This is a genomic window from Paraburkholderia fungorum (genome assembly GCF_003610895.1).
In the GTDB taxonomy this organism is placed as follows: Bacteria; Pseudomonadota; Gammaproteobacteria; order Burkholderiales; family Burkholderiaceae; genus Paraburkholderia; species Paraburkholderia fungorum_B.
The window spans coordinates 43,365-56,271 of the sequence record NZ_MCAS01000003.1 but is presented as its reverse complement, the minus strand read 5'-3'; the positions used below and the strand labels follow the sequence as shown (position 1 = coordinate 56,271).

Below are 12,907 nucleotides of genomic sequence, written 5' to 3'. Positions count from 1 at the left end.
CATGATGCGATGAACGAAGCGCCTGATACGCTGCTCATGTTGAGCGAACGGCTCGCCGCGCTCGAAGCCGAATCCGCGGTGCGCCGCACCATGGCGCGCTATATGGCGCTATGCGATGTGCCCTCGGGTGCGCCCGAAGGCGAAACGCTCGCGGCGCTCTTTGCTGAAGACGCGATCTGGGAAGGCATCGGCCCGTTATACGCGAACAAGTTTGGCCGCCTTACCGGTCACGCACAGATTCTCGCGATGCTCATGCGCTACTTACCGCCGTCACCGCATTTTTCGGTGAATGTGCACTTTCTCACGTCGGAAAGCATCGAGGTGCGGGGCAAAAGCGCGACAGGACGTTGGATCATGCTGCAGGCATCCGGCTATGTCGAAGCGGCGGCCGAGTTGATCTCGGCACGGCTCGAAGTGGATTTCGCGCCCGCGGATAATGGCCGCGACTGGCTCATCACGCACTTTCGCACCGAACGTCTTTTCGATGCGCCCTGGCAAGTCAATGCAAGGAAACCGAACCCATGAACGAGTTTATCCAGACCTTGTCGCTCGGCGGCAGCGGCCCCAGCATCGCGATCAAGGACACGATCGATATCGCCGGTTACGCGACCACGGCCGCCAGCCGTGCGCTGGCCGATACCTCGCCCGCCACCGAACATGCGGATGTCGTAACCCGCTTACTCGACGCCGGCTGGCACATTGTCGGCAAGGCGAATATGCACGAACTGGCATTCGGCATGACTGGCATCAACGACTATGCCGGCACGCCGCAAAACCCTCAGGACGCCTCGAGAATTCCCGGCGGCTCGTCGAGCGGTTCGGCGGCGGCCGTCGGTCTGAAGCTCGCCGACGCCGCGCTTGGCACGGACACCGGCGGCTCGATCCGCGGCCCCGCTGCATGCTGCGGCGTGATCGGTTTGAAGCCGACTTACGGCCGCGTGTCCCGGCGCGGCGTGGCCCCGCGTGAATCGACGCTCGACTGTGTCGGGCCGTTCGCGCGCGAGATGCAAATGATCGTCGCCGCGATGCAGGCGATCACGGCCGACTTCGACCTGCACGCCGCTCAGACGCCACAAACGGGCGCGTGCAACGTCGGCATCGTGCAGGTCGACGCAACGCCGGCTATCCTCACCGCCGTTGCGCGTGCAGCAGACCAAGCAGATTGCAACGCCCGCACGATGGAACTCGCGGGTTTTGCAGCCGCTTTCGAAGCGGGCCTCGCGATCATCAACGTCGAAACCTCGCAGGCGTTCGGTCACCTCGTGGCCAGCGGCAAGCTCGGCGCCGATCTCGACGCACGCCTGCGCGCCGCTGCAAAAACGACGGCCGCGCAGCTCGATGCCGCGGAGTCGGTGCGCCGTCAATTCACCGCGGCCGTCGACCATGCGCTTGAAAGCGTGGACGTACTGATTCTCCCCACCCTGCCCGCGCTGCCCATCACGCTCGACGAGGCACGCAGCGGCACCTCGGTCATCGGCATGTCGTCGTTGATCCGGCCGTTCAATCTGAGCGGCCATCCGGCATTGAGCTTGCCCTTGCCGATTAACGGTTCGCCGCTCAAGGCCGGTTTGCAGATCGTTGGACGCAAAGGCGCGGATGAACAGGTCTGCGCAGTCGCGGCGCGCTTCGAAGCGGCACTCGCCACATGAAGTAGCCCACCGAAACCGGCAACGCACAAAACCGCTATAAAGGCGGTAGTTTTCTCAAGGAAGCGAAACAAATGCAAAACAGAGTTGTACTCGTCACCGGCGCCGCGCGCGGTCTCGGCGCAGCGATTGCCACGCGCTTTCATGCGGCGGGTTACATGGTTGCCATCGGCGATATCGCGTTCGATGCCGCCCACGCCCTCGCTCGCGAATTGAGCGCCGACGGCTCGAGCGCCTTCGCGTTGAATCTCGACGTGACCTCGAAAAGCGCGTTCGAATCCGCACGCGATGCAATCCTGCAACGCTGGGGCCGCATTGATGCCCTGATCAACAATGCGGGCGCATCCAAGGTCGTCCCCGTGATGGAGATCACCGCCGAGCAATTCAATCAGGTCATCGATGTAAATCTGCGCAGCGTGCTGTTCGGTTGCCAGGTGTTCGGGCAGCATTTCGCTGACGCCGGCACGGGCCGCATCGTCAACATTGCCTCGCTGGCGGGACAGAACGGTGGATCGGCCACCGGCGCGCACTATGCCGCAGCCAAAGGCGGCGTAATCACGTTGACCAAGGTATTCGCGCGCGACCTCGGTGCGGCGGGCGTGACCGTCAATGCGATTTCACCCGGGCCGATGGATCTGCCGATCGTGCATGAAAGCGTCGCACCGGACAAACTGAGAGCGGTCATCGCGAATATCCCCGCGGGACGTCTTGGCTCAGCCGATTATGTCGCGGACGTCGCGATCATGCTGGCAGCGGAGAATGCTTACTTCGCGAACGGCGCGTGCTGGGACGTGAACGGCGGTTTGTTCATGCGTTGAATCCGTCCTGGTCCCATACCGCCATCACGTCGCGCACCAGCATCGCGATCGACGCTGCACCGAGCTTGTCCTTGATGCTCGCGCGGTGTACGTCGACGGTTTTCACGCTGATCGACAGATCGGAGGCGATACGCTTGCTGCCCTTGCCGTCGATCACGCCGCGCAGCACCTCTTTCTCGCGCGCCGTTAGCGACGCCAGGCGCTTTTTCAAGTCGCGCTGCTTCTGATCGGCGGCATGACGAAGCTCGGCCAGTTTCAACGCACGCTGCACGCGGTCGAGCATCTGCTGCGAGTTATACGGCTTCTCGACAAAGTCGATCGCGCCGTTCTGCAACGCACGCACCGACATTGGAATATCGCCATGTCCGCTGACGAAAATGATCGGCAGCGTTGCGCCTTGACGGTTCAACTCCGCTTGCACGTCGAAGCCGCTTTGCTGCGGCATGCGCACATCGAGCACCAGACACGCGGGCACGTCAGGATCAAAAGCGCTCAGAAATTCGCCCGCATTGGCAAAACCCGCCGACTTCACGCCGACCGATTCGAGCAGCCATGCGAGCGACGTACGCATGCCGTTGTCGTCGTCGACGATGTAGACGATCGGTGCGAGGGGCGGTGCGGACTGGGACGGGTGGGACATGGAGTAAGCCGGCGCGGTTCGGGAGTGTGCGTTGTCGAAGCGTCTTGCCGGTTCATGATAACCAGTGGAAAAACCGCTGCAAAGCGATAGTTACCCTGTAGCACGGATTAATTTCGCTCGGGCCGCTCCTTCAGGCATGGGCCGTTCAGACACACATTGGGGAAAGCTTTAGACGGATGGGGAAAGACGCTCTCCTCGCCACCGCTCACGCGGATTTTTTTCCGCACATGGATTGATTACGCTTGAATCGAGATCCCCACCGCGCTTTCCGAGGAACCGAGAACATGAAGCCGAACCCGCAATCGAGCACTGCCGCTGACACTGATCTGCCGGCAAAACAGCAATTCCGTCAGGCCATGGCGCACTTGTCCGCAGCCGTGAACGTCATCACGACGGCGGGCCCCCATGGACGTTGCGGCGTGACTGCGAGCGCCGTGTGCTCTGTTACCGATACGCCGCCTACACTGCTCGTCTGTCTGAACCGCTCGAGTGCGATGCACGCCACCTTCGAACACAACCGGCACGTTTGCATCAACGTGCTGCCCGGCGAGCACGAATTGCTCGCACGCCACTTCGCAGGCATGACACAGGTACCGATGGAGGAACGCTTTGGCTGGCCGATCTGGGACGAAGGCACGCACGGGCGTGCCGGTATTACGCGACGCACTCGCGAGCCTGCAGGGAGAGATTGTCGATCTGAAGGAAGTGGGCTCGCACTCGGTGATGTTCGTCAAAACCACCTGCATTAGCGTGCGCACGGACGGCGATGGGTTGATTTACTTCGATCGCAACTTCCACCGCATCAAGCGCGTTGCATCGCAGCAGTGAGCGCACCGGGGTCATCGCGCGAAACCGCAGCGCGCGGTTTGCTCAAACAACGCCCGCGTTATCCGTATCGAACTGAAACGACGGCACAGCCGCGACGGCCTCGACGAAACAGTCGATCAGATAATCGCAGGCCGACGTATTCAGCGCGTCACGCCGCGAGATGATGCCCACCGACACGCGCGGCAATGCCTCACGCACGGGGACCGATATGATCCGCTCGCGAATCCAGTCCGTTTCCAGAAAGCTTTTCGGACAACATGACAGCAGATTGCTTTTCACCGACAGCGAAAAACTCGCGCTGAACGAACTGCACTCCACCACCACGTTCGGCGCCTTGGCGCCATGCCGCACAAAAAAGTCCTGGAGTGACTGACCGATGCTTTCGGGCGTGGTGTTCAGCATCCACTCCGCGCCCTCCAGATCCGCAATCGATCCGGCATTCGCCAATGGGTGGCCTTTGCGGGCCGAAATGATCAACTCACCTTCGAGCAACGAGCGGAACACGAATTCCGGCGCGAGCTTTTTTTCATCGACGATAGCGATCACGAAATCGAGCGAGCCATCGCGCAGCCGGGCCAGCGCCGCCGTCAGAAAACCCTCCTGAACCGAGAGGCGCGTCTTCGGCATGCGCTGCCGGAAAGAGTGAATCGCGCGCGACAGAAACTTCAGCGACACCAGCGGTGTAACCGCACACGACACGGTACCGCCCGCCTGACCGGACAGTTGTATCACGTCGTCTTTGGCGTGCTGCATCTCGGCGAGGATGAGCCTTGCACGCGCACACACGGCCTGGCCGAACTGGGTGAGTTGCGCGCCACGCGCGCTGCGCGACACCAACGGCACGCCCAATTCCTGTTCGAGCTCGCGAATCGCCTTGGTCAACGCGGGCTGGGACAGACACACCGTTTTGGCGGCAGCGCGAATGCTGCCGTGCTGGGCTATCGCCACTAAAGCGCGTAACTGGTTGTATTTCACGGATGAGCGGCCGGATAAGCGTTTTAGAGAAAGACTGCCAATGCTTGGCGTCAGGCAGCGGCTGATAGCGGCTGACAGCGTGAATCGATGGTACACCGCGAGTAAAACGCCGGCCATGCTCCCAAATACTCATTGCTGCACGGACCCCGTGCGTCAAACGCCGCTCCAGCCGGACGCGATAACCCAGCGTTATCACAATAAGAAAAAGCAAATCCGGAACACTTTTTTGACTCCCTAGACTTTTCCTGTCGCCGTCATTGAAAGCGCCCTGCTCGAGCAAAACGCTCTCGAACCGGCTATGCAGCGCTACCGAAGCATCACGGATTGATTCACCTCCAGAGGGATCCCGTCAATGAAGTCATCTTCACTCAGTTCTTCGCTGCACGACGTCGGTCAAAGCGCAAGGCATGGCGCATCGACCCGCGGGCTGATCGTCGCGACGACGATCGGCAACGCATTCGAATTCTTCGATCTCACGGTCTACAGTTTCTTTGCGGTATTGCTCGGCAAGCTGTTCTTCCCGCTCGCCTCGTCGCAACAGCAGCTATTGCTCTCCGTCGGCACGTTCGGCATCGGCTTCATCGCACGGCCGCTCGGCGGGGTGCTGTTCGGCGTGCTAGCCGACCGCTTCGGCCGCATCGCGGCAATGAACCTCACGCTCGTGACGATGGCACTCGGCACCGGCCTGATCGGCGTGATGCCCACCTACGCACAGATCGGCATCGCGGCGCCGCTCGCGATCGTCGCCGCGCGTTTGCTGCAAGGGTTTTCCGCCGGCGGCGAAGTCGGCGTCGCGACCACGCTGCTCGCGGAACGCGCCCCTTGCGCGCAGCGCGGCTACATCACGAGCTGGCAGTTCGCGAGTCAGGGTGCAGCGGCGCTGGCCGGCTCGCTGGTGGGCTTTCTGCTGTCGCATTACCTCGACAAGGCAGCGCTCGAAGCGTGGGGATGGCGCATTCCGTTCCTTGCGGGTGTGCTGATCGCCCCGCTCGGTCTTTATCTGCGTTCGCGCCTGGGCGGTGAAGCCGACGCGCCCGCCGATGCCGCGCGCGATTCCGCCGGCGTGCTGAAAACTGTTCTGCAACGCGACTGGCGCCACGTTCTGGTTGCCCTTCTGCTGGTGGTCGGGGGCACCTCGGCGCATTTCATCGTGATCTATTACATGTCGACGTATGCGATCAAGGTGCTGCATCTGCCCATGGATGCCGCGCTCTGGTGCGGAATTCTCGCGGGCGCGGTCATGCTGGTGATGTCCCCGGTGGGCGGCATCTGGTCCGACACGTTCGGCCGCAAACGCGTCGCCTTCATTTCGCGCGTACTGCTTACCGTGCTCATTCTGCCGGGGTTCTATCTGATCCAGCATTTGCCTTCGATCGGTACCTTGTATCTGGTGGTCTGCGTGCTTGCAGCGCTGCATTCCGTCAACGCAGGCGCGAACGGCGCGATGCTGCCGGAGATGTTCCCGCGCAGCACGCGCGCAACAGGGCTTTCTCTTGCCTACGCCGCGGGCGTGTCCATCTTCGGCGGCTTTGCCCAATTCATCGTGACGTGGCTGATACAGGCGACCGGCAATCCGGCCGCGCCTGCCTGGTACGTCATCGTCTGCGGGGTGCTCTCGCTGGTCGCGCTGCTGTTCGTGACCGACCGCACCCGTCAGGACATCTAGGCAAGCGCACGCCCGTACGTTCGCCATTCACTTTTCAATACCGCGAAATTCTCATGTCAGACACTCTTCATGCCGATACCCCGCTCGCCGCAGGCAGCGAACTTTGCGACCTGTCCGCGCTCACCTTGCTCGATCTGCAACGAAAAAAGGACGTGAGCGCCGTCGAGATATTGAACGCGCACCTCTCGCGCATCGATGCCGTGAATCCGCAAGTCAATGCACTGGTCACCGTCGCCGACGAAACCGCCTTAAGGAGCCGTGCCGCGGAAATCGACGCGCTATGGGCACGCGGCGTCTGGCAGGGCCCGCTCCATGGTCTGCCGGTTTCACAGAAGGACCTGACCGCGACCTGCGGCGTGCGCACCACGTTTGGTTCGAAGGTCTTCGAGCATCACGTGCCTCGCCACAGTGCATTGATCGCGCGCCGCTGCGATGCAGCCGGCGCACTGATGATCGGCAAGTCGAACACGCCTGAATTCGGCTCGGGTTCGCACACCTTCAACGACGTGTTTGGCGTGACGCGCAATCCGTGGAACCTGGGCAAATCCGCTGGCGGCAGCAGCGGCGGCGCAGCCGCATCCGTCGCGTGCGGCATGAATCCGCTCGCCTGCGGCAGCGACATGGGCGGTTCGCTGCGCAATCCGGCCGCGTGGAATGCAGTGGTGGGTTTGCGCCCGTCGCCGGGACGCGTGCCGCGCGCGCCAGATTCGAACGGCTGGGCGACGCTCGGCGTAGACGGTCCGATGGCCCGCGATGTCGCCGACACCGCCTTGCTGCTCAGCGCGATTGCCGGACCGTCCGGCGAAACCGCGACCGAGATCAGCGAACCCGGTTCACGTTTCGCGCAGCCATTGCAACGCGACTTTCGCGGCATGCGTATCGCCATGTCGGTCCAGCTTGCCGGTCTTGCTGTCGACCCCGAGATTCAGCGTGCCGTTCAGGCACAGGCTGCGGTCTTCGAGTCGATGGGCTGCCAGGTGGAATTTGCCGACCCCGATCTCGCCGATGCCGAGGAGGTGTTTCGCATCGAGCGTGCGTGGATGATCGGCAGCCTTGTCGATCGGCTCGATGCCGAAGCACGCGCCCAACTGAAGCCGGAAATCGAAGCGGAGTGCCGCTTGCACCGCTCGCTGTCCGCGGCGGATCTGGGTGACATGTTCGTGCGCAAGACAGCGTTGTTCGAGCGCATGCGCCGTTTCATGGACGACCACGCGTACTACGTGCTGCCCGCCACGCAGATGCTGCCTTTCGATGCCGACTTGCGCTGGCCTACTGAATTCATGGGCACACGGTACGACTCGTACATCGACTGGATGCGCATCTGCTGGTATCTGTCCTCCACCGAATCGCCAGTACTCGCTTTGCCGTGCGGTTTTAGCGCATCTGGCTTGCCGATCGGCTTGCAGATCGCCGGACGTTTTCGCGACGACTGGGGCCTGCTGCAGTTCGGCCACGCCTACGAGGCCGCCGCGGCACACGAGAGGATCCGGCCGCCGCTCGTCGCCGGGCGTCACTAAGAACCATTAAGAAGCACTAAGCGCCGCTCACTCCGAAGCTCTTCCAGTAGCCGGCCTCACCTCCGGCTGCTTGCAGGCAAGCAACGCGTGGCTCGCGGGAGCCGACACGTCCGTCACTTTTTGCACTTTCTCCAACTTGAGCGTCAGACCACATGAAAAAAACGATACTGGCAGTATGTCTCGCGGCACCTTTTCCGGCCTTGGTTCATGCACAGAGTGCCGTCACGCTGTACGGCATTATCGATGAAGGGGTGAGTTATACGAGCAACGCGGCAACGGCCAACGCCAACGGCAGCGTCTCCGGCCACAGCGCGGTTCGCCTGCTGAGCGGCGTGATGCAGCAAAGCCGCTGGGGCATGCGCGGCGTGGAAGACCTTGGCGGCGGCTTGAAAGCGATCTTCATGCTGGAGAACGGCTTTGACGCCAGTACCGGCAAGCTCGGCCAAGGCGGGCTGCTGTTCGGCAAGAAGGCCTGGGTAGGCCTGTCGGGTCCGTTTGGCACGGTAACGCTCGGCCGTCAGTACGACACGAACGTCGATATCCTCGGCCCGTTCGAAGTCGGCGATCAATGGGGTGGCTATACGGCCGCGCATCCCGGCGATCTCGACAACATCAACAACACGAACTCGACGAACAACGCGATCAAGTTCACCAGCAACACATATGGCGGTTTGACGGTTGAAGGCATGGTCAGCCTGGGCGGCGTGGCGGGTGACTTCTCGCGCAACCGGATCTGGTCGGTATCGGCCGGGTATGTGAATGGACCGCTGGCACTGGGCGCAGGTTATCTCGACGTCGCCAACCCGAATACATCGTTCTTCGGCAGTACCGGCAGTCCCGCGGTTACCGTGAACGGTGTACCTGGCAGCAATATGGTTTCGCCGGTTTATTCCGGGTATGCATCGGCGAAATCGCTGCATGTGATTGGCGCGGGGGCGTCGTATCTTTTCGGCGCCGCGACATTCGGCGCGACGTATTCGAATACGAGTTTTCGCGATCTCGGGGATCTTTCTTCCGGGCCGAATCCTGCCGGACTGAGTGGCAATGCCACGTTGAACAATGCGGAAGTGAGCTTCAAGTATCAGATCACGCCTGATCTGCTGTGCGGGGTGGCGTATGACTATACGAAGGGCAGCTCAGTCAAGGGTGCGACGGGCGCGACCTATCAGCAGGTCGCGTCTGGGATCGACTACTTTGTTTCGAAGCGAACCGACGTGTATCTGATCGGGGTTTATCAGAAAGCCTCCGGGACGGATTCGACGGGCAAGCAGGCCGTGGCCGCCATTAATGGGCCTTCTGCGTCGGCCGATGACAAGCAGGCGGTTGTGAGGATCGGGATGCGGCATAAGTTCTGATTTTCTTGCCTGCGCGGCGCCCGGTTTGTGTCTGCCCCGCCACGCTCCGGCGCGCTGCATCATCGCTCACACGATGATGCAGCACGTCACTATTTCGGCCTACTTTACATCGAACGCATAATCCCCGTGCGTGCGATGCCCATCGGAGGCGACCGCTACCCAGTGCACGGTGTAGTGACCAGCGCTCAGTGCGGGCAGCGGCACCGCGATCGCTGCCGCTTCATGCGCGTCGACCACGGCCTTTTCCGTGTTGACCTGTTTGCCGCTCGCGTCGGTAACCGTGAGCGAACTGAAGGCCGGCTCGAGCGGTCCATCGAAGACAATCCTGACCTGCGCGGGCGAGGCCACCGTCGCACCCGCTCCCGGCTCCTGCTTCTGCGGAAACACATGCGCAAAAGCGGCGCCTGCAACAACAAGCCCGGCAATCAGCACCGGCAACTTCACGGTAACCCGCATCCAGTTTTGAAGAACGTTATTCATCGTCAGCTCCTGCTTTACTGAAAGAGAGGTTTGCCGATCGTAGTCGGCGCAACGTCGTCGAAGAAGACATGAGCCTGCACCAGAATCCCCACGTGCGAGCCGCTCGCACGATTGATCGGCACTTGCGCTTCAACACCGAACTGCCCATAGCGATTGATCCAGATAAACCCCGGATTGACCGTGCCGGTTGTCTGCCCCTGGCTCCTCGATAGCGGTATCTCCACCAAGGGAATGACGTTGGCCAACGGCTGCGGCAAGCCGAGGTCGTGCACGTGCTGCTGCAGATACGGCAAGCTGTATTGCACAGTGAAGCCGTAGTTGAACGCGTTCGGCTGTCCCGCGCCGGTGGTCAGCGCCGGCCCGGCTTCACCCGTGATTGCGATCGGCCGCAGATAGGCGAGCGCCGCAGGCAGATCGCCCATGCCCTTGCCCGCATAGACCGTCGGCGAGATCGTCGAGAAGTTGTCCGCGATCGCACGGCTACCGGTGCCGCCGAGTTCGGCATTCACGCCGACCGAGGTCATGAACTCGTGTTCGTCGTTGACATACAGCAGGTACTTCAAGCCGACGCCGAAATTGTCGAAACCACGCGCCTTCGGATTGTTCTGCATCGTATAAGTGCCGTCGATGGAGACCGCCAGTCTCGGCGTGATCAGCTTGTCGTATTCGAAATCGAAGGTGTTGATGCTTTGATCGCCGTTGTCGCCGGGCACGCGCACGTGGCCGTATTGCAGGTTGGCTTCGTCGCCGACACCGGGGTCGTCGACGGCCAGCGTCGACGGAAAGACGCGATCGCCTGCAATGGCATGGGCGCTGGCGAGAGAAGGCGCGACCAGAAGTACGCCGGCGGCCGCCGCGGCGAGCGACGCCGCGCGCAACGGCAGCCCGTTGCGCGTGATTGGGGTTTGCATGGTTCATCCTGTTCATGGGTCGTGACAATACCGGCACGCGTCGACAGACGGACGTGCAACGGCATCGCGATGCGGTCGTTGCATCGCAGCGATGTGACTCGAATCAGGATGTAAGCGGTGGCGCGCGCGGCTGCGCAAAGGTGAGCGGCTCGACGCGCTCGACGCTCTCGAAGCGTGTGGCGACGGTGTGCTGCAACGCGCGCACGGTGACGGAGAACAGTGCCTCGACGCTCGGCACCACGGGCATATGAGCAAGCAGGCTGCAGTAGCCGCAGGCGTCACCGTCGGACATCACCGTGTGCTGGGCGTGCTTGCCGGTGGCGGGGTTCGATGCGTCGTGCTGCATTGCGGGCATGGCGGACATCGACGCCATGGAATCCATGGAATCCATGGACTCCATCGCCGGCGCGGAAGCCATTGAAGGCATCGAAGGCATCGAAGGCATTGGACAGCGCGCGCCTTGCATTTCGCTTTCGTCGCCGCTGCGAGCGGCGAGCGAATGCGAGATCGTGGGCGCGAGCGTGGCCATCAGGATCGCCAACAATCCCAGCCAACTGCCGATCTTCTGATAGGAACGACTCAAGATGCGCCCGGCGACACGATTGGAAACTGCCGTGGATTATGCCATGGCCTATCGTGTGCCTTGGCGAGGCAATGGACAATGCGTGGAGAATGCGGACAATGCCTCATCCCCGCTTCGAGAACGGAGTGTCCATGAAAGTGCATCGCCCGCATCGCCCACGCCTCCCGCATCTGGCGGGCGACCCCGCGCATGCGGAATGGCGCGATCACACCGTGACTTACATCGCCGTGGCCGCGCTTGTCGTGCTGATGGTCACCCTGGTCGTCTGGCTGGTCGATCCGGCGCCACCGAAAACCATCACGATGAGCGCGGGTCCGCACGACAGCTCGTTCCTCGTCACCGCGAATCAGTACAGGAAGATCCTCGCCCGCAACGGCATCACGCTGAAGGTGCTGGAATCCGATGGCTCGGTGCAGAACCTGCGTCGGCTGCTGGATCCGAAACAGCATGTCGATCTCGCACTCGTGCAAGGCGGCGTGGCCGACGGGCTCGATACATCGTCGCTCATGTCTCTCGGCAGCGTGTTTTATGTTCCCGTGGTGGTGTTCTATCGCGGCACGGGCCTGAGCGAGCTTTCAGAACTGGAAGGCAAACGGATTGCCATCGGCCGCGAAGGCAGCGGCACGCGCCTGCTCTCGCTCAAACTGCTGGAAGCAAACGGCATTGCGCCGGGCGGCGACACGGTGCTGGTACCGAGCGACGGCATGCAGGCCGCGACGCAACTCGTGGCGGGCGAGGTCGACGCGGCGATCCTGAACGGCGATTCGGCCACGCGCGGCCTGATGCTGCGGCTCCTGAAAGTGCCGGGCATCTCCGTGATGAATTTCGACGAGGCGAGCGCCTATACGCGTCTCTTTCCCTATCTCGACGAGATCGACTTGCCGCCCGGCGTGCTGGATCTCAAGCGCAAAATTCCGCCCGACACGATTCATCTGATCAGCCCGACGGCCGAACTCGTGGCGCGCAGCGATCTGCATCCGGCCATTTCCGACCTGTTGATCGAGGCCGCGCAGGAGGTGCACGGCATGCCGGGGCTGCTGCAGCACGCCGGCGAATTCCCGAGCCCGGTTGCCCATGAATATCAGATCAGTGAAGACGCGCAGCGCTACTACAAGACCGGCAAGAGTTTTCTATATCGCACCCTGCCGTTCTGGCTCGCAAGCATCGGCGATCGCACGCTGGTGCTGCTATTGCCGATGGCGGTGCTGCTGTTTCCCGCAATGCGGCTGATTCCGGCGCTCTACCGGTGGCGGATTCGCTCGCGCATTTATCGTTATTACGGGGCGCTGATCGCGATCGAACGCGATGCACTCGCCGACTCGACCGAGGAGGAGCGCAAGCGGCTTTTCGTGGAACTCGACGATATCGAGGCATCGCTTAACCGCTTGCGTATGCCGCTTGCATATGCTGACGCGTTCTATGTGCTGCGCGAGCATGTCGGCTTTGTGCGCAGCCGGCTGACGGCGGCACAAGACGGCCGCCCCTAGC

Annotated in this window: 12 protein-coding genes and 1 pseudogene; 8 read left to right on the top strand and 5 right to left on the bottom strand. The window is 62.1% G+C overall.

Features of this window, described 5'->3' with window-relative positions:
* Positions 1-9: 9 nt before the first annotated feature.
* The 3 genes from BCY88_RS04280 to BCY88_RS04270 all read left to right on the top strand — a co-directional run bounded on the left by BCY88_RS04280 (position 10) and on the right by BCY88_RS04270 (position 2,464).
* Positions 10-525, top strand: a complete 516-nt coding sequence (locus BCY88_RS04280) for a nuclear transport factor 2 family protein (RefSeq protein ID WP_120343215.1) — start codon at positions 10-12, stop codon at positions 523-525.
* The gene (locus tag BCY88_RS04275) at positions 522-1,649 is read left to right on the top strand and encodes an amidase (RefSeq protein WP_120343051.1); all 1,128 of its coding nucleotides are present in this window, start codon (positions 522-524) and stop codon (positions 1,647-1,649) included. The genes BCY88_RS04280 and BCY88_RS04275 overlap by 4 nt, the downstream gene beginning before the upstream one ends.
* Positions 1,650-1,720: 71 nt before the next feature.
* A complete protein-coding gene (locus BCY88_RS04270) occupies positions 1,721-2,464 on the top strand; it encodes an SDR family NAD(P)-dependent oxidoreductase (protein ID WP_120343050.1) in 744 nt (247 codons plus the stop codon).
* Here BCY88_RS04270 and BCY88_RS04265 read toward each other — a convergent pair.
* A complete protein-coding gene (locus tag BCY88_RS04265) occupies positions 2,454-3,104 on the bottom strand; it encodes a response regulator transcription factor (protein WP_120343049.1) in 651 nt (216 codons plus the stop codon). The genes BCY88_RS04270 and BCY88_RS04265 overlap by 11 nt on opposite strands.
* A 284-nt stretch (positions 3,105-3,388) precedes the next feature.
* Between BCY88_RS04265 and hpaC the strand changes: the two are divergent.
* Positions 3,389-3,932: pseudogene (gene hpaC / locus BCY88_RS04260) on the top strand (4-hydroxyphenylacetate 3-monooxygenase, reductase component).
* A gap of 42 nt (positions 3,933-3,974) precedes the next feature.
* Here hpaC and BCY88_RS04255 read toward each other — a convergent pair.
* Positions 3,975-4,907 carry a LysR substrate-binding domain-containing protein gene (locus BCY88_RS04255; protein WP_120343214.1) on the bottom strand — a complete coding sequence of 311 codons (933 nt, stop codon included), beginning with the start codon at positions 4,905-4,907 and terminating at the stop codon, positions 3,975-3,977.
* A gap of 352 nt (positions 4,908-5,259) precedes the next feature.
* Between BCY88_RS04255 and BCY88_RS04250 the strand changes: the two genes are divergently transcribed.
* From BCY88_RS04250 to BCY88_RS04240, 3 genes are all read left to right on the top strand, one after another.
* Positions 5,260-6,573, top strand: a complete 1,314-nt coding sequence (locus BCY88_RS04250; protein ID WP_120343048.1) for an MFS transporter — start codon at positions 5,260-5,262, stop codon at positions 6,571-6,573.
* A 53-nt stretch (positions 6,574-6,626) separates the two neighbouring features.
* Positions 6,627-8,090 (top strand): amidase family protein, encoded by a 1,464-nt coding sequence (locus tag BCY88_RS04245; RefSeq protein WP_120343047.1) that lies wholly within the window; start codon positions 6,627-6,629, stop codon positions 8,088-8,090.
* Positions 8,091-8,242: 152 nt separating this feature from the next.
* Complete coding sequence (locus BCY88_RS04240) at positions 8,243-9,445, top strand: porin (RefSeq protein WP_120343046.1); 1,203 nt, start codon at positions 8,243-8,245, stop codon at positions 9,443-9,445.
* A 99-nt stretch (positions 9,446-9,544) separates the two neighbouring features.
* Here the strand turns inward: BCY88_RS04240 and BCY88_RS04235 are convergent, their stop codons facing one another.
* From BCY88_RS04235 to BCY88_RS04225, 3 genes are all read right to left on the bottom strand, one after another.
* The gene (locus tag BCY88_RS04235; RefSeq protein WP_120343045.1) at positions 9,545-9,925 is read right to left on the bottom strand and encodes a copper resistance CopC family protein; all 381 of its coding nucleotides are present in this window, start codon (positions 9,923-9,925) and stop codon (positions 9,545-9,547) included.
* 14 nt (positions 9,926-9,939) lie between these two features.
* Positions 9,940-10,836 carry a hypothetical protein gene (locus BCY88_RS04230; RefSeq protein WP_183081271.1) on the bottom strand — a complete coding sequence of 299 codons (897 nt, stop codon included), beginning with the start codon at positions 10,834-10,836 and terminating at the stop codon, positions 9,940-9,942.
* Positions 10,837-10,939: 103 nt separating this feature from the next.
* Positions 10,940-11,419 (bottom strand): DUF2946 domain-containing protein, encoded by a 480-nt coding sequence (locus BCY88_RS04225; protein ID WP_404935674.1) that lies wholly within the window; start codon positions 11,417-11,419, stop codon positions 10,940-10,942.
* Positions 11,420-11,550: 131 nt separating this feature from the next.
* Here BCY88_RS04225 and BCY88_RS04220 point away from each other — a divergent pair, with 131 nt between their 5' ends.
* Positions 11,551-12,906, top strand: a complete 1,356-nt coding sequence (locus BCY88_RS04220; RefSeq protein ID WP_120343043.1) for a TAXI family TRAP transporter solute-binding subunit — start codon at positions 11,551-11,553, stop codon at positions 12,904-12,906.
* The last annotated feature ends 1 nt before the right edge of the window (position 12,907 follow it).